General features: G+C 33.7%; 14 protein-coding genes and 1 pseudogene. 12 read left to right on the top strand and 3 right to left on the bottom strand.

Translation table 11 applies throughout. From position 1 onward, the window contains the following. Positions 1-181: 181 nt before the first annotated feature. On the top strand, positions 182-715 hold the full coding sequence (locus B1B04_RS16915) for a DoxX family membrane protein (protein WP_079562584.1): 534 nt from the start codon (positions 182-184) through the stop codon (positions 713-715). A gap of 179 nt (positions 716-894) precedes the next feature. On the opposite strand, the gene B1B04_RS16920 is transcribed toward B1B04_RS16915, so the two are convergent. Both B1B04_RS16920 and B1B04_RS16930 read right to left on the bottom strand, forming a co-directional pair. Continuing rightward, on the bottom strand, positions 895-1,314 hold the full coding sequence (locus B1B04_RS16920; protein WP_079562585.1) for a hypothetical protein: 420 nt from the start codon (positions 1,312-1,314) through the stop codon (positions 895-897). A 537-nt stretch (positions 1,315-1,851) separates the two neighbouring features. Continuing rightward, positions 1,852-2,358: a helix-turn-helix domain-containing protein gene (locus tag B1B04_RS16930; RefSeq protein WP_079562586.1), complete on the bottom strand. Its 507-nt coding sequence runs from the start codon at positions 2,356-2,358 to the stop codon at positions 1,852-1,854. 168 nt (positions 2,359-2,526) lie between these two features. On the opposite strand from B1B04_RS16930, the gene B1B04_RS16935 reads away from it, so the two are divergent. The 11 genes and pseudogenes from B1B04_RS16935 to B1B04_RS16985 all read left to right on the top strand — a co-directional run bounded on the left by B1B04_RS16935 (position 2,527) and on the right by B1B04_RS16985 (position 16,523). Further along, a complete protein-coding gene (locus B1B04_RS16935) occupies positions 2,527-3,867 on the top strand; it encodes an MFS transporter (RefSeq protein ID WP_079562587.1) in 1,341 nt (446 codons plus the stop codon). A 28-nt stretch (positions 3,868-3,895) separates the two neighbouring features. Then, positions 3,896-4,879, top strand: coding sequence for an ornithine cyclodeaminase family protein (locus B1B04_RS16940; protein WP_079562588.1), 984 nt, complete (start codon positions 3,896-3,898; stop codon positions 4,877-4,879). 1,121 nt (positions 4,880-6,000) lie between these two features. Next, positions 6,001-6,497 (top strand): annotated as a pseudogene (locus B1B04_RS16945) (DinB family protein). Between the two features lie 372 nt (positions 6,498-6,869). Then, complete coding sequence (locus B1B04_RS16950; protein WP_079562589.1) at positions 6,870-8,669, top strand: S9 family peptidase; 1,800 nt, start codon at positions 6,870-6,872, stop codon at positions 8,667-8,669. Positions 8,670-9,276: 607 nt separating this feature from the next. Then, entirely contained in the window at positions 9,277-9,543 is a 267-nt protein-coding gene (locus B1B04_RS16955; RefSeq protein ID WP_079562590.1) for a hypothetical protein, read from the top strand. A gap of 468 nt (positions 9,544-10,011) precedes the next feature. After that, entirely contained in the window at positions 10,012-10,401 is a 390-nt protein-coding gene (locus B1B04_RS16960; RefSeq protein ID WP_079562591.1) for a GntR family transcriptional regulator, read from the top strand. A 3-nt stretch (positions 10,402-10,404) separates the two neighbouring features. Continuing rightward, positions 10,405-11,514 carry a DUF1648 domain-containing protein gene (locus tag B1B04_RS16965; protein WP_079562592.1) on the top strand — a complete coding sequence of 370 codons (1,110 nt, stop codon included), beginning with the start codon at positions 10,405-10,407 and terminating at the stop codon, positions 11,512-11,514. Between the two features lie 329 nt (positions 11,515-11,843). Beyond that, the gene (locus B1B04_RS16970; RefSeq protein ID WP_240518321.1) at positions 11,844-13,691 is read left to right on the top strand and encodes a serine hydrolase domain-containing protein; all 1,848 of its coding nucleotides are present in this window, start codon (positions 11,844-11,846) and stop codon (positions 13,689-13,691) included. 129 nt (positions 13,692-13,820) lie between these two features. Further along, positions 13,821-14,558 carry an ABC transporter ATP-binding protein gene (locus B1B04_RS16975; RefSeq protein WP_079562639.1) on the top strand — a complete coding sequence of 246 codons (738 nt, stop codon included), beginning with the start codon at positions 13,821-13,823 and terminating at the stop codon, positions 14,556-14,558. Then, positions 14,527-16,095: a hypothetical protein gene (locus B1B04_RS16980; protein WP_079562593.1), complete on the top strand. Its 1,569-nt coding sequence runs from the start codon at positions 14,527-14,529 to the stop codon at positions 16,093-16,095. Before B1B04_RS16975 ends, B1B04_RS16980 begins: the two co-directional genes overlap by 32 nt. Before the next feature lie 104 nt (positions 16,096-16,199). Then, a complete protein-coding gene (locus B1B04_RS16985) occupies positions 16,200-16,523 on the top strand; it encodes a DUF1648 domain-containing protein (RefSeq protein ID WP_079562594.1) in 324 nt (107 codons plus the stop codon). Between the two features lie 641 nt (positions 16,524-17,164). On the opposite strand, the gene B1B04_RS16990 is transcribed toward B1B04_RS16985, so the two are convergent. Further along, entirely contained in the window at positions 17,165-17,440 is a 276-nt protein-coding gene (locus tag B1B04_RS16990; protein ID WP_079562595.1) for a YqhV family protein, read from the bottom strand. Between the last annotated feature and the right edge of the window lie 178 nt (positions 17,441-17,618).

Consider the following 17,618-nt stretch of genomic DNA (forward strand, 5'->3'; position numbering starts at 1 on the left):
TACATAAAAAAGCCTGGAAAAATGGCTATACCCTTATCGGAAAAGAGGGAAGATCTTTGAACTCGTCAAGTTGAAAATGTGAAAGAGTTTAAAAACCAAAGGAATAAAAATTAATAGTAAGCAAGAATTATACAGAGGAGGGCAAACCTTCTCAAATAAACGGTAGAGGACAATTAAGTATATGAAATTATTATCAACACGATTTGGAGAACAAGCCTTTCAATCACTAGTTACTTTAATGCGACTGCTTTTTGGGATTGGCTGGCTTTTTGCGGGTATAACGAAAATTACAGAGAAAAATTGGTTTAGTGAACCAGGAATATTTATTAAAAATTACTTAATGATGGCACTAGACAAACCGAATGTGCCAGAATTTTATAAGTATTTCATCGAACACTTCGTATTAAAGCATATTATGTTTTTTAATTACATGATTCCAATCGTTCAAATTATTATCGGGATTGTTCTGATAGTAGGATTAATGATCATTCCCTCTGTTCTTATTTGTCTTTTTATGCATATGAATTTTATTCTTTCTGGGAATATGAATTTAATTAGTTTAACTCTTTATACTAGTGCATTTTGTATATTGCTATTTTTAAACAAAAGTTATGTTTTAAGCTTAGATCGTTACCTTGGGATTGAACATCGATTTAAAAACATAAAACAAAAGGTTAGAAAAAACATTACGTATACACCATCAAAGGCTTCTTAGAGTAAACTGCTAAAGTGTTTTTAGTAATGTCCTACCTATATTTGCTGAAGCCAAAGGTGGGAGTATGGAATGAAGCACATTCTCCAACTTTACACTTAGTAGCAGAAGAACATAATTAGTAACTGCATAATTTTAATGCCCAGGTTTCAATTATTATTGAGCCTGGGCATTTGTGTTGATTATAACTTCTCTAAAATTTTTATTAGGGCTGTTAAAACAATTGTAGTGATAGCTGCAATTATTAAAATTCCAATGGTAGATAACTCAACAGAAGTAAGGTGGAGAGTTTTCATCCAATAATATCCTACAACTATAGAGATAAATGACGTCAAAACAGTGATAATAAAACCTAGAAAGCCTAATTCTTCTATTTTTTGTTCAGTTAAACCTACAAGGCTTAATACTTTAGTGAAAATACCAGCAATTATAAATAGCGCAATTGATAATATAAATAATGAACTTATTCTTGAGTGAGTAATTTCATTAGGCATGAAATTAACTAGGACCATCATTATAAATGCAGGTAGAAAGATTGGTAATATTAAACCAGCAATAATAGCTAATGAAGATAAATATTTATTTTTATTAGGGTTGCTCATAAATCCTCCGAAAAAATAATATAAAAATGCTGATTCATTATATCAAATCGCAGTAATCAACTGGACTTTATTATTTTTTCTGATAAGAATCACATTTTGCATGTATAGTGGGTTGAAGGAAATCATGCAACGTTGCATTTTTTGTTCTAGGCATTTCACAACCTGTAGTTAGTCAGCATCGCGAAAATTAAAGGATGCAGGCATTATTACTGAACGTGTTATAGTTTAGCGAAGGTTCAAATGCAGTTGATAAAGGGCATTTTAGTTCAGATTGAGTCTTTAAGTGGATGTAATTGTGGCACCGATTGGGCTAATTATGATGATGTATCCACCGTTGGCAAAAGTAAAATATGAGGAAATGTGGCGTGTGTTTAAAGATTAGAAAGTTCTTTTTCTTTTCATTTATAGTTAGTTGTATTATAAGAGCCATGTACATGTATAGCGTAGCATGGCTCTTTTGGTTTTTACAATAAATAACAGTTCCATTAAAAAACAAAAGTTGGATAATTTAATGGCTGTGTCCTTCATAGTCTTTTTTTATTGAGATGAGACAAGCAGGAACTTAACTGGTTTATCTCGGTAATTGTACCAATAATGTGTTTTTCGAGCATCAAACATTTTAGATTCGTTTTCTTTTAAAACATATTCTTGTTCCTCAATAATAACGGTTAATTCACCTTCTACAATATAAAGAAATTCATGACCGTCATGTGAAAGAGCATTTCCCTCATTTTCTCCAGCTTTTAACGTAACAAGGATCGGGAAATAGGAAGCACCTATACTACCATCTGATAAGTCCGAATAATGGAATTGGGAACGTATTTCGTTTAATTCTTCATTGTTAGTAGTAAAGAAAACACTTGGATTTACTCCTAAAGCATCTGAAATTTTCTTCAAAGAGTCTAATGTTACATTGGATTTACCTCTTTCAACCTGAGATAAGAAGCTAATAGAAACTCCTGTTTGAGAGGCAAGCATTTTTAAAGTAAATTGTTTTTCTTTACGTATTCTTTTTAATGTCTCCCCTAGAAAATCTGATGTCATTATATCAAGCTCCTTTATTGCTTATAATATTTTATTCTATACACGTTTCAATAGAAAGTCATAATAAAAAAATAATCTACATTATTGACAGATAATTCAGGCGATTGTAAAGTAAGAACAAGGAGAAATTGAAGTTCCACTTCAATTTTGAACAAAGGGGGAAACTATATGGGTGCAAAACAAATGAGAAAGATTTGGATTGCTAGTTTAGTAGGGAGTTCAATTGAATGGTTTGATTACTTTTTGTATGGTACAGTTGCTGCACTCGTTTTTAATCAATTGTTTTTTGTGAATGAAGATCCAACAGTAGGTTTGTTACTTGCTTACGCATCATTTGCTTTATCATTTTTTATTAGGCCGTTTGGTGGAGTAATTTTCAGCCATATTGGAGATAAGATTGGCCGTAAAAAAACATTAGTATTAACGTTGAGTTTGATGGGGATTGCAACTTTTGGGATGGGGTTACTTCCTACATATCAAGCCATTGGCATCTGGGCTCCAATATTATTGATTACTTTAAGATTAGTGCAAGGGTTAGGTATTGGTGGTGAATGGGGCGGAGCACTTTTACTTGCTGTAGAATACGCACCAAAAGAAAAAAGAGGATTATATGGAGCTATTCCGCAAATGGGTGTAACGATTGGTATGGTATTTGGAACTGTTGCATTGTCTATTATGACTTTACTTCCTGAAGGTTCTTTTATGACATGGGGATGGCGTATACCATTTTTAATAAGTGCATTTTTAGTTTTATTTGGTTTATGGATTCGTAAAGGAATTGATGAGACGCCTTCATTTAAAAAAGTTCAAGAATCAGGTGAGATTCCAAAACTACCAATTATAGAGACGTTGAAAAACTATTGGCGTGAAGTATTAATTGCTATTGGAGCCAAGGTTGTAGAAACAGCACCTTTTTATATTTTTGGGACATTTGTTGTATCCTATGCAACATCAAATTTAGGTTTTTCTAGAACAGTCACGCTAACTGCCGTAATGATTGCAACAATTATTACGACGATTTTAATTCCAATAATGGGGAGCTTATCAGATAAATATGGTCGCAAAAAGTTATACATTATTGGAACTATTGGAATGATCCTATTTGCATTCCCTTATTTCTGGATGTTACAGCAACAATCGGCCGTATTACTTGTAATAGCTACAATCATCGGTCTAGGCGTTATTTGGTCGCCAATTACAGCCGTACTAGGTACAATGTTTTCAGAAATTTTCGACGCAAAAATTCGTTACACAGGGATCACATTAGGATACCAAATTGGTGCAGCTGTAGCAGGAGGAACAGCTCCATTAGTAGCAACAGCTCTTTTAGTTAAATTTGATAATTCTTATGTACCGATTGCGCTATATATTATCTTTACAGCAATCGTTTCATTAATCGCTATTTGGGCTGTTAAAGATCGTAGTCAAGAGACTTTAGATACTGACATACAAAAAGATTCTAAAATAGAAGATACGGAAAAAATCCCAGTCGGGACTATGGAGTCGTAATGATAAAATTCATTGGAGGGTTTTTGATATGTTGATATTAAATGAAGATCAAATTATGAAAAGCTACAGTATGAAAAATGCTATAGAGGACATTAAGAAGGTATTAATAGCAAAAGAGGAAAACAAAATTGTGAACATGCATCGTACTGTCATAGATTTTCCTGATTATGATGCGTCTGCACTATATATGCCAAGTGCCGATTTAGTAAGTGAAGTTGCAGCTGTAAAGGTGGTTACCATTTTCCCTAAAAATTCTCCAATGGGGTTACCAACAACTCAAGGTGTCTTATTACTAACTGATGCAGAGAATGGTACACATATGGCTATGATGAATGCCTCGTATTTAACTCGACTTAGAACGGGTGCTTTGAGTGGAATTGCTACTGATTATTTATCTAAAAAAGATGCAACTATACTAACAGTAATCGGTACAGGTGGGATGGCATTTGAGCAAGTACTAGGGGTATTAGCTGTAAGATCTATAACTAAAATATTACTAGTCAATAAAACAACATCAAAAGCACATCGTTTTGGTAATAAATTGGAAGAGCACGGTGTGGAGATCCCTTTTGAAGTAATAGAAGAAGTATCTGAAGCAGTAAAGCTAGCGGATATTATTTGCTGTGCTACTAGATCAACTAGTGCCGTTTTAGATGGAGATCATTTAAAGCCAGGCGTTCATATTAATGGCATAGGTTCATATTTACCAAGTATGCGCGAAATTGATGAAACATCGATTTTGAAGGCTAAGAAAATTGTAGTAGATGATTATAATGGTGTAAAAAATGAAGCTGGAGAATTTATTCATGCTGTTGAAAAAGGTATATGGTCATTCGATAATATATATTGTGAACTTGGTAAACTTGTCACAGAAACTAGTAAAGGTAGAGAAGATGAAAACGAGATAACCATTTTCAAATCAGTAGGTGCAGCTTACTATGATTTAGCAGTCGCAAAAGGAATATTTCAAAAGGCAAAGCAACAAGGAATCGGTATTGAAATTGATGTGTAATTTAAGGTACAAAAGCTCTTAAGGAGATGCTTAATAGATAATAAAGTTCGTTGAAAGTAACCTCTTTGCGTATTATATCTGCAAGAGGTTATTTTTTTATTTTTCGAAAGAGAATGGAATCAGGGTTTAGAGAATTTATTTAGATTAAATTACGTGGATAATCATGAAAATTATAAGGAGAGCATTACAATGCTTCATGCTGTCGAGGATGTTGGAATTAATCATATTAATTCTAATGGTGGTCATAACTAAATGCTGATCACCCAAAATGATTTTTAGTTTACATAATATTTATATCTTATTCACATATTACTAATTATCGGATTCTTCTCATAGTCTTAGATTTTTCGACTTATTAGCAATGAGAATTAGCGATACATACGTCGAATACACTTTAAAAGTGATCATTAAACAATGTTAAAATTCCTTAAGTAATGCTCTTTGAAAAGAGAGAAATTGAAGTAATATATAGTTAGAGACGATTGATTGCAAAAATTCCTGGTAAACGGTAATTAACGAACAACTATCAATAAAACTACATAGAATATTCGTGTATATATAATGAAAGTGCCATTCGTCTAGCAGCTAGATGCTACATCAATCGACACGAATATTATCTTTAGGGAAAAGTCTCGAATGGAACTTTTTATGACCTGACCCATAACATTAATGAAACGGAGGGAATCGTAATAAAACACTTTAAAAATAAGCGTTATTGGATACTTATGCCACCATTTTTTATCATTACAATATTACTTATTGTGCAACTTCCTAGCGAATATAAACACTATTCATTTTTAGTAGTCATTATATTTTGGGTGGTTTTAAAAAGTTGGGATTTCTACTCAAAAATTAAGAACGAAGTAAAAGAAGAGAACTCATCTAAAAAATAGGAACGTTCGAGCGCTTTTGTTATGTTCTTCAAATTGACCTGAGCGTAATCCATGTAACCAAGTACCCGTCAATATGATTCTCGAATCGTCTGAGCGCTGTTCTGTGGATCACTAAAAAATATAACCAGTTTCGTAAGGCACTGATTTTATCGAAAACAGTTCTTTAGACTGCAGCTTTCTACTCGAATGGAATTTATACTATGCTAAGCAAATGGAGGAGAGGCATTTATGGTTAAACAATTGATTGTTGGCGACGCAATGCATGAATTGGCTACTACACGTCGCATTCTGGAACGCTTATCCGAGGAACATATGCCATGGAGACCACATGAGAAATCGATGACGCTTGGCGAGCTGGCCACACACCTGATCAACCTGCTGAACTGGTAAATCGCAATTCTTCAGTACCCAGAGTTTGATCTTTCGACCGTGCCACTGCGACGGAAGCCTTTGGAAAAACAATCTGACGTTCTCGATGAGTTTGACGCAAACATCGGTAAATTGAAAAATTTTCTGACCGAATGTGACGAGAAAACGCTCGGTGAGGAATGGACGCTGCGCCATGGTGACCAAATCATCCGCCGCGAGCCCGAGCAACTGCGTTCCGCACTTTCGGATTAAACCACATGGTCCACCACCGGGCACAGCTCGGGGTATACTTGCGCCTACTTGATATTTCGGTGCCGGGCATCTACGGTCCCTCGGCCGATGAGGAAGCCCAATGAACTAAGTTTTTCTGCAAAATGTATGACAATAAGTGCAGCTACTAATAAATGGCTGTTCTTCAACGACAACATTAACAACTACTGATAACTGAAACAGCATAATGCTAGGAGTATATTAAAAAAACGAATTTCGATGATGGAAATCGTTTTTTTTTACTTTAAAAAGGAATAATGCAATTTTGTTAGAGTCTAAAACATGGTACTTAGAACGGCCATATTTTTCGCTAAGTTGTAACTAGTATTATGATTTTAACTTTTATAATCAAAGTTTAGATAATATTAATTAGCGTAAATTATACATTAAAGTGTAATAATGGTATTGTATAAAGAGATAGACTTTTCACTCAATTCAAAAAAGGAGGAGTTTTCATTATGATATCTTTTTCTAAACCAGATGTAGAACAGTTTTTACGAACATTTTCGATTGGGGATTTTGCGATTAGTCCAGATGAAAAACAACTAGTTTTCAGTACTAATTTAAGTGGTAAGTATAATTTATGGGCCATGAATTTACCAAATACGTTCCCGACACCGCTTACTTTTATTGACCAGAGCTGTCAAGGACTCCTCTATGATAAACAAGGACGGTTCATCATTGCCGGTTTTGACCAGAATGGGGACGAAAATACGCAGTTTTATGGACTTCCGCTTCAAGGTGGGACAATGAAGAAAATTATTTATGAAGAAGGAACCCGCAATGCTATGCCAATTTTATCAGAAGATGGGAACAAGCTATACTATACATCTTCGAAAGGAAATCCTACGTATTTAAATGCATATGCCTATGACTTAGTGACCGGTGAGGAAGAAACAATTCTTGAGGGAAAAGATGCGCCCACTTTTTTAATCGATTTTAGCCCTAATGAAGAGGCAGCCCTCTACTATAAACATTTTGCTAATACGTATACACTCCTATACGCCAAACGAGGAGAGGAACATATTCTCCTGACACCGCCAACAGATCAGCAACATACTGTCAGTGACGCAGTTTTTGTATCCAATGAGCTCATCTATTTATTAACGAATTACAATGCTGATTTTACGTATTTGGCTTCGTATAATTTAGAGACAAATGAGTTTGTAAAATTGAAAGATTTGGAGAATGAAAGCTTTACTTCGTTGAAATATAACAAAGAAAAGCAGTGCCTGTATGTAATTAGTGAAAAAGGTGTAGAAGATCGTTTATACATGCATGATTTGCTATCGAATAATTGGGAAGAACTAGATTCACCGTGCAGCGTCATCGAAAAGCTTATCGTCACAAAATCCGGAAGTTTGTATTTATTAGGAAGAGGGGCTACGAAGCCGCATAATATTTATCAATTTAAGGAAAATGGGTGGGCATCTTTAACGGGATACACAGTTCCAGGTGTAGATCAAAGCGAATTAGTTGAGCCGGATGTGATTACTTATGCTTCCTTTGACGGACTTGAAATAGAGTCCTTATTTTTCAAAGCTAAAAAGGAAAATGATAATGGTGAAATCATCTTTTGGCCGCATGGTGGTCCGCAAGCTGCAGAGCGTAAATTTTTTAGAGCTTCCTTCCAATTCTTTTTAAATCATGGGTATAGCATCTTTGCTCCGAATTTCCGCGGTTCGACAGGCTATGGATTGGCTTTCACGAAAATGGTAGAAGGAGATTGGGGATACGGCCCACGCCTTGATAATGTAGCTGCTCTCGACTGGCTCATTGATAATAACTACGCTGAAAAAGGCAATATCTTATTGATGGGCGGAAGTTATGGAGGATACATGGCCTTATTGCTTCACGGTAGACATTCTGAGTATTTCAAAGCCGTAGTGGATATATTTGGTCCATCTGATTTGTTCTCATTTATCAACTCGGTTCCTGAAGACTGGAAGCCAATTATGGATCAATGGGTAGGAAATCCTGAAAGAGACAAGCAAAAACTCATTGAATACTCACCATTAACGTATCTAGAAACCATGGTCAAACCAATGCTCGTTATCCAAGGAGCGAATGACCCACGTGTTGTGAAAGAGGAATCTGATCAAATCGTACAAGCTTTAAAAGATAAAGGGCGTGATGTCGAGTACATGCTTCTTGAAGACGAAGGACATGGGTTCTCTAAAAAAGAAAATGAAATTGCTGTTTATCAAAAAATCCTCTCATTTTTTAATCAATTCGTTGAATCTAAAGTGAAAGCATAACGATGTGTATCACTCCGACTGGGAAGAAAACTATTCTTTAAGTAATGAGTGTGTAAGTTGATGGAAATACTGTTTGAAATTAAATGAAAAGACTAGGTTCTACTATGATAGAACCTAGTCTTTTTCATAAACCAACCAACATCCCTTTTGTTACCACATAAACGCCCCACATGTTCTAGTGAGGGATCGAATCACTTGAAGATATTTCAGCAAATCATATCAAGTTGTCTCGAATTCAGTACTGCAAAAATACAGGTAAGTGCTGATTTGTTTGCAAAAATTCCAGACAAATACAATTAACGAACGTTTTCGTGTGTAATCATTACAAACATTCGTGTTTATATAATGAAAATGCCATTCTTTCATCGGCTGGATACTATATCAATCGAATAAAACACGAATTTTATCTTTTGAAAAGGTCACGAATGAAACCTTTTTATGACCTTACCATAACTTAAATGAAACGGGGGGATAATAAAACACTTTAGTTGAACAGCAATTAGGTTTATTAGGTTAATACAAAAAATTGAAATAATAATCGGTGATAAAGCGAAATAAGAGTTTTTACTATTTTTAACCAATCAAATATATATTGAGGTGATTAGTGATGACACTTAAATGGCTGTGGATATTGGTTATTGCGTTTAGCTTACTAGAATGGATTTCAATCCCATTCATAGGTGCATTTACAGGAAAATTATATCAATTAGTTGAAGGTGTATTAATAATTACTTTTATTATTTACCCATTATTTTTCGTGACTTCTCTTTTACTATTACAAAGAGGAATTAAAAAAATTGGTGCAGTAATTTTGCTTATTCCACTAATCGTGTATGCACCCTTGCTAATAAATCTTCAAACATTGCTTAAATAATGTACTTATTGAGCTAGCTGAACAGTTTAGTGAGATAAATTCAAAATACATCGAATAAAAGGACGGGGTAAAATTTAAATTTCGATATTTTAGTTGTCTGTTTATGATGTTGGTCTTACTTTCTGCTTGTAATACTAGAATAGAACCAAAGGAACTTTTAGGAGGAGTATATACAATTGTATTGGACTCTATTATGGAATGAGATGAAGCTTTAAGTAGTAATTACTCTAAACCCATGACTTTACAGTATATAAAAAGCTGACGTTTTGAATAAAGATTGATCAAAATGACAGCTTTCTTTATTAATAACTGTTTATATTAATAATAATTCCAAATACATTGAAAAACAGTCCTTAACTGTCATATAAAAACAGTTAAGGTTTTTTTATGAAAATTCTTTGATATATTGGTAATGTATGTTATATTACAAATATAACATACATTATACAGAGAGGAGGGTGGATTGCTTTGATTTTTCATTTAGAGTTTGAGTCTAAAACACCAATTTATATACAGCTTATCCATTGTATTATTGCAGGTATTGCAAAGAAGGAGCTTGTTCCAGGTGAACGATTACCATCTGTTCGCTCATTGGCAGCAGATATAGGAATCAATTTACACACGGTGAACAAAGCGTATAAAGAGCTGGAACAAAAAGGATTTATTCTAAATCATCGTCAAAAAGGAGTTCTGGTTAATCCAGAAGGAGTTCCAAAGGCAGATGTATCTTTTCAGGAAGAAATGAAAGAAATATTACATCCCCTTATTGCAGAGGCCATTTGTCGAGATGTAAATAAAGAAGATTTTATGAAGCTTTGTGAAGAGATTTTTACTTCATATGTTCAGGGGGGAAGCTAAACGATGGATCATATCTTTTGGATTTCAATTATTTTATTCATACCTATTTTTATTATTTTGATTGGTATGCCGTATTGGACACGACGTACAGAGAGTTTTGGAGTTTCTATTCCGTCTGATGTCTATATGGATAAAAAACTAAAAAAAATGCGAAAACAATATGCTTCAGTTATGACAGCTTTTAGTATTGTTATACTATTTATTTTTTATTTAATCGTAGGAAAGCATTCTCCAAACGATGGAGAGACAATGGGGATTGTTTTATCGATAACTATACTTGGTTTTATGATTATTTCATTTTTAATCTATTTAGTATTTCATAAGCAAATGAAACAACTGAAAGAAAAGGAGAAATGGAATGAACAAAGACAACAGAAGATTGTACTACAAACAAATTTTTATCAGCAAAAATTAATTTATTCTAATTACTGGTTTTTAATTACTTTTGCTTTAGTAGCTGTCACGCTATTTATTACCTTTACGCAGTATGGAAAAATTCCTGAACGGATTCCAACGCAATATGATTTATTTGGTGGGGTTACCAATTGGACAGAAAAATCATATCGATCTGTCTTAATCATGCCAATAACACAAATCTATATGATTGCATTATTCATGTTTATTAATTGGATGATTGGTAGATCAAAACAACAGCTGAATGCTCAAAATCCAGATGGATCAATAGAACAAAACATTATTTTTCGTAGAAGGTGGTCGGTTTTCCTAATTGCTAGTGGAATCTTGCTTACAGTACTTTTTAGTGTAATCCAGCTATCATTTATTTATTCGATTTTAACAACTTATATGACTGTAATTTCATTAATGTTTCCAGCAATCATGATTATTGGTGTGATTGTACTTGTCATTACAACTGGGCAGGGTGGAAGTCGTGTGAAAAATGTAAGAACGGCAGATGGTACAGTAATAAATCGTGATGACGATCACTATTGGAAGCTTGGTCAATTTTATTTTAATCGAAATGATCCCTCATTGTTCTTAGAAAAACGTTTTGGAGTTGGCTGGACAATAAATTTAGCAAAGCCGCTTGCTTGGTTAATTTTAATCGGAATTTTTGTAATAGCTGCTGGCTTACCAATATTACTAAGTAAATAGAGATTTCAGGACCATCTGAAATGTTAGCCTTACTCTCCTAAATTCCCATTTTCATCATAATAATAATTGCTCTTGTCATTGGACTTTTCACTCAATGGGACACGCTTTCAAAGATGCAGTAAATTCGTAAACGGTTAGACAAAGCTCTTTTTTGTTTTATCAGAAAAATTCACTCTTATAACAAAACTGGGTTGCTTTGTGTATAACAGATTTATTATGGATAGTAACCAATGCAGTTTGGAGGCGAGGTTCTGATCTAGATTGGCAATATACATATGAAAGAGCCCGACATATCCAATTTATGTTAATTTCAAAGAAGGAGAGATATAATGAGGAAAATAATTTTAATGGTATTGGTAATGGTACTTTGCTCTGTATCAGCTGCTTCTGCAAATGAGGGAATGTTGACACCTTCAGGGATACCTTATGCTGAACTAAAGGATCGCGTGGATAAATATGCATCTAAATTCATTGGGACATCTACTGCTGGAGCGAATGTGTTAATTGTGAAAGACGGAGAAATTTTCATGAATACGTCTTATGGCTATGCAGATGTTGAAAATCAAATAAAAGTCACAACAGATACTGTTTTTGAATGGGGATCTGTTACGAAGCTTCTTGTGTGGACCAGTGTAATGCAGCTTGTAGAGCAGGGAAAGTTGGAATTAGATGAAGATATTCGCACGTATTTGCCGGACGGATTTTTGACAAAACTGCAATATGATACCCCTATTACGATGTTGAATCTTATGCACCATAATGCTGGGTGGGAGGAGAAATCTACAGATTTATTCTATAAGTCAGCGGATGAAGTAAAGCCCTTAGAAGAAACGCTTCACATTATTGAGCCTTATCAAGTGCATGAGCCAGGAGATGTGGTCGCCTATTCGAACTATGGTGTGGCACTCGCAGGGTTTATTGTAGAACAGCTCGCGGATCAGCCATTTTATGAATATGTTAATGAACATATTTTTTCTATTTTGGAGATGAAGGACACAACGATTCATCCTACACAGGAAGATAACCTAGATATAGCAACGAACAGAGAAGCAGTTTATGGATACAGTGTTAATAGCAACGATGAATTTAGTATTTCAAAAAATAAACGGGTATTTATTGGTTTGTATCCAGCTGGTAGCGCAATTGGTACGATTACGGATGCAGCGAAATTTATGGTGGCGCTCATGCCAGCAGATGGCGTGAAAAGTCCATTATTTCAAAACAATCGTACATTAGATGAAATGCTGACGACGAGTGATTTCTATGGTGATGGCTTTCCTCGAAATGCGCATGGTTTTTGGGAAGGGCTATATTCAGTAGATGTATTGGAACATGCAGGAAATACAGATAGTTTTTCGAACAATTTCACTTTTTCAAAAGATGAGCATTTGGGTGTAATTGTCATGACCAATCAAAGGGGTGAAGTAGGGCTGAGTTATGGCTTACCAAAATTCGTGTACGGCGAGTATTCTGCAGTAGATGGCAATCAAGTACTGCCAAATACGCAGGAGCTTGAAGGAAGTTACATTATGGCAAGACATCCCTATAAAGGTTTTAACAAGTTGTACGGGGCGCTAAGTATTAGGGATATTGATGCGACAGATTCGAACATATTTAATGTTTTTGGGATGACATATGAACAAATCGCTTCGTATCTTTATAAATCTACAGATGATCATAATATATATCTTCATATTACGTTGAACGATGGTGAAGTGGAAAAGATCTCAATGCCGACAATTGATATACTACCGGTCTCTCAAAGTACGAAAATCTTTAATATGTTCAGTATCGTGGCAGTAGCTTTCAGTGTCCTATACACTCTCATTGCTTTACTAATCGTGTTGATCCAAGCGATAAAGCATCGAAAAAAAGAAGTTCAATTTACAGTGATGAAGAAGTGGGAAACGCTATTACTCTTAGCGGGTATTGTACCTGTTATTAATTTCATAATTATAACTTTCAGAACTTTTAATTATACTTCTTATACTGCGCTGAATATTCATTTCTTGGTGAACTATGCGTATATCGTCATCGTAGCAATTAGTCTAGTGTCCCTGCTAGTGCAGTGGAAGAAAACGACAACAACATGTGGTCAAAAAATCGGCTATGTACTTTCTTGTGTCTCTGCGCTACTACTGGTTGTCTTAATTTTTAGCTGGGAGCTTTATTATTAAATTGACTCTATTATATCCTTACTTTTGTAATTTTCGCTTCAAGTCAGTGAGTTCTAGGGGAGTAAGCAATAAATAGGATTAGAAGAAACTAAAACACACATCATAAGATAAGGAGATGAAAGAATGGGAATCCTAGATATTAAAAATTTTTCAAAAGTGTATAAAGGTCAAAAAAAAGCTGTCGATAACATTAGCTTATCTGTAGAAAATGGCGATGTTTTTGGATTTATAGGTCATAATGGAGCAGGGAAAAGTACAACAATCAAATCAGTAGTAGGAATCCTAGATTTTGAGGAAGGCGACATCTACATTGATGGGCATTCTATTAAGAAAGAGCCTCTTAAATGCAAATCGACATTTTCTTATATTCCTGATAGTCCCGAATTATATGAACATTTGACAGGAATCCAGTATTTAAATTTTGTAGCAGATATTTTCGGAGTTCCGGAAGATGTTCGAGTAAAGAGAATAAAAGAACATTCTGGAATGTTTGGAATAACAGAAAGTCTTGGAAATCTAATATCCTCTTATTCTCACGGAATGAAGCAAAAGTTAGCAATAACTGGGGCTATTATTCATGAACCAAAGCTTTTGATTCTGGACGAGCCATTTGTAGGTCTTGATCCAAAAGCAGTAGTTGTTTTAAAAGAGATAATGAAGAAAATGACTGCTAAAGGGAATGCAATATTTTTTTCTACACATGTCTTAGATGTTGCAGAAAGGCTTTGTAATAAGGTGGCTATGATCAATCATGGAAAGCTAGTTTATAGTGGTACGATGGATGAAATCATACAAAATCAAACATTGGAAGAGTTCTTTATGAAGGAGTTAAAAGATGAGACATTTTCTAATTCTTCTAAAAGTTAGGATTATTTCGCAAGTAAGACTTAATACCCTAAAAGGTAAAGCCAGTATTGGTGATAAAATGGTTATTATCGGTATACTTCTTCCGTTTGTTATCGTGCTAGCGTATATTACAGGTCTTGCATATATGCTGAATGAATATAATATGAGAGAACACATACTTGCATATTCATTTTTATTGAGTACTGTTCTATCATTGTTTTTCGCATTTTTTAGTGCTAGTGATGAATTATTTGGAAAAAGAGATTATGATACATTAATGTCACTTCCTATTAAAACGTCCATAATAGTTGTAAGTAGATTCTTTTATATATATTTCTTGAATACGGTAGTATCTTTAATAATCATGCTTCTAATGGGAGCAGTATATTTCTCTACAGGAACAGTAAACGGAGTTTTTTGGATAAAGATACTGATTGGAATACTTACAGTTTCATTAGTACCATCAATTGTAGCGTCAATTGTTAGTATATTAGTTTTAGAAGCTTCATCGAGATTAAAATATTCTCGTGCGGTTTCTTCAATTAGCTATATGTGTATTATTTTATTTTTAGTATTAGCACCCACATTGAGTGGTTATAAATTAGATCCAAGTGATATGAAATTGATATTAACAAATATATTGAATCAGTTTAACCAAGTGTATCCAATGTTTTATTTGTATAATAAAATACTGGTAACTGGAACAGTGGGAGATTTTCTTATATATATAGCAGTTTCATTAGTGTTAACAGTGATTTTCATTATTGGTCTTTCGTTTGTATACAAACGACTAAATACTAAAATTCGATCAATGAGTAGTAACAAAAAATATGAAGTAAAAACATTAAAAAGATCAAGTATTTTAAAAGCATTATATATAAAAGAAATCAAGCGACTATTTTCGTCCACAACGTACATAATGAACAAAGTGTTCGGAATGATCATGATGGTTATTTTTACGATTTCTTTAATGATTTCAATCACAAAAGTGATGGAAAATATGCCGATCGATAATATTAATACAGTAGAGATTCTGTATGGAGTAACACCGTATATAATGTCATTGATGGTATGTCTATCAAATACAAGTAGCGTGTCTTTTTCACTTGAAGGAAAAAATATTTGGATAATCAAAACTTTTCCATTGTCGAAAGAATTGGTTGTAAAGAGTAAGATACTTGTTAATCTTACGGTTACAATACCTCTTACGATTATAAACGGAATAATAATCGGAAGAGTGTTTGGAGCAACATTATTTGATTCCATCATATTAGTACTTCTTCCATGTGCATTTGCAGTATTTTCAGCAATATACGGAGTTGCAATTAATTTAAGATTTGTAAATTATAGTTGGCAATCAGAACTCCAAGTAGTAAAGCAGAGTGTATCAAGTTTATTGGGGATGTTCGGTGGAATAATTCTGGTACTCATTGCAGCAGTTCCAAAAGTACTATGGTCTGGTTCGATAGCAGGCATATATGATGTTGTTACTATTTTAATTTTAAGCATCGTAACTAGCATGTTATATGCTAAAACGATAAATGGTGAGCCTATTTAATTTGGGAAGAGCAGTGTGAAAACGAAAATAATCAATAATACTGAAGAAAGTAAGCTAAATAAAGACCGCAATTAATTGAAAAATCTGTGAGAATGGAGATTATTATGAATAAATCTAAAAAGTCAGTATGTATTATTCCTTGGATATTTTGTGGCTTGTTTTTGGTGTTATCAATTATTGGTGTACAAAATATATCGGATGAGATTCCTATTACCTTCAAATTAAACGGTCCCAATTGGTACGGCAGTAAGTATTTTATCTTTATATATCCTGTATTGTCTTTTTTTATAGGGACTACTGGAACGTTAGGTGGAGTAGGGAAAAAGAAAAATACTAAATTAAAAGGAAACTTAGCATTTATTATTATTGGGAACTTAATAGTAGGTGGACTTGAGGTTTATACAATCTTATCATATTGGAATATGTAAATAGAGATATTCGTGGGCTTCAATTTAAAGATAGTATAAAAAGCTTTATGCATTCGATTTGTAGACATGAATTTTAGTTTACATAATATTAATATCTTGGTCACAACTTTCTTATTATCGGATGTTCCTATAATTTATCGTTCAAAAGGGGATTTGGGAACTGGACAAGATGAAGAGAATACACTGACAAAAACAAAGATAGAGAAACTCATTTACCAATATGGGTAGAGGTCGAAAATGTTTCGATCGATGTTAAGTCGAAAGAAGTTGCTTTAAAGATTCTTACTTTATTCAAATAGGAAACTACCTGATGCAGTGTAATGTTATTATACAATCTGAGAATAGAAATTATAAAAGGGTCACTAAGTTAAGGTGACCCTGAATGAGGGAGGATGTGACGGTCAATCAACGCCACAACCCAATAAGTGCGAGCGATACACTCCATATAAATTTGTTCAGGTAGAGGTTACTTATACATAAAAAAAACGCAGCGTGGTCACACGCTACAGCAAACTAATGAACATTATTAGAAAGAATAATCAAAAGGTATTGTTTAGAAAGGACAATAAAATACGGCTAATAAATGTGAGGTTTATTTTGTAATAAAGAGTATAGCAAGGATTAAGAATGGAATGTCCATATTACTTTACATGTGAGCTAATAATAATAAGTGTTATTCCCGTAAATAGGCAAATGATTCTCGCCACAGGAATTTTATCAGCTAGTCCAAATAATGCAATTGCTGTCGTTACGATTAAAACAGTTGGACCAACCAATGCAAGCATTGTATTAATATAGAATGCTTTTTCTAAATTATTCAACTTTAGCATCAACAATCCAGCACTTACTTCAATACTTCCAGACAATACACGTAAAATAACCATAGCAAGAACCGATTTTTCTATAATTGTCATCATCCTATCTTTATAGATAATTTTCGCTTATATTATAATTCCATCATTAGGATAATTATAGCGTTCTGTTTTAATGAATTACTAAACCAATATATGTATTATTCGTATCAAATATTCAATTGGGCTTTATAGTGTTAATTTTATAGGTGATTTTCTAGTTAAAAATTTCTTCAAAGAATTT

Origin of the sequence: Lysinibacillus sp. KCTC 33748 (assembly GCF_002237755.1) — a bacterium.
Taxonomy (GTDB): domain Bacteria; phylum Bacillota; class Bacilli; order Bacillales_A; family Planococcaceae; genus Lysinibacillus.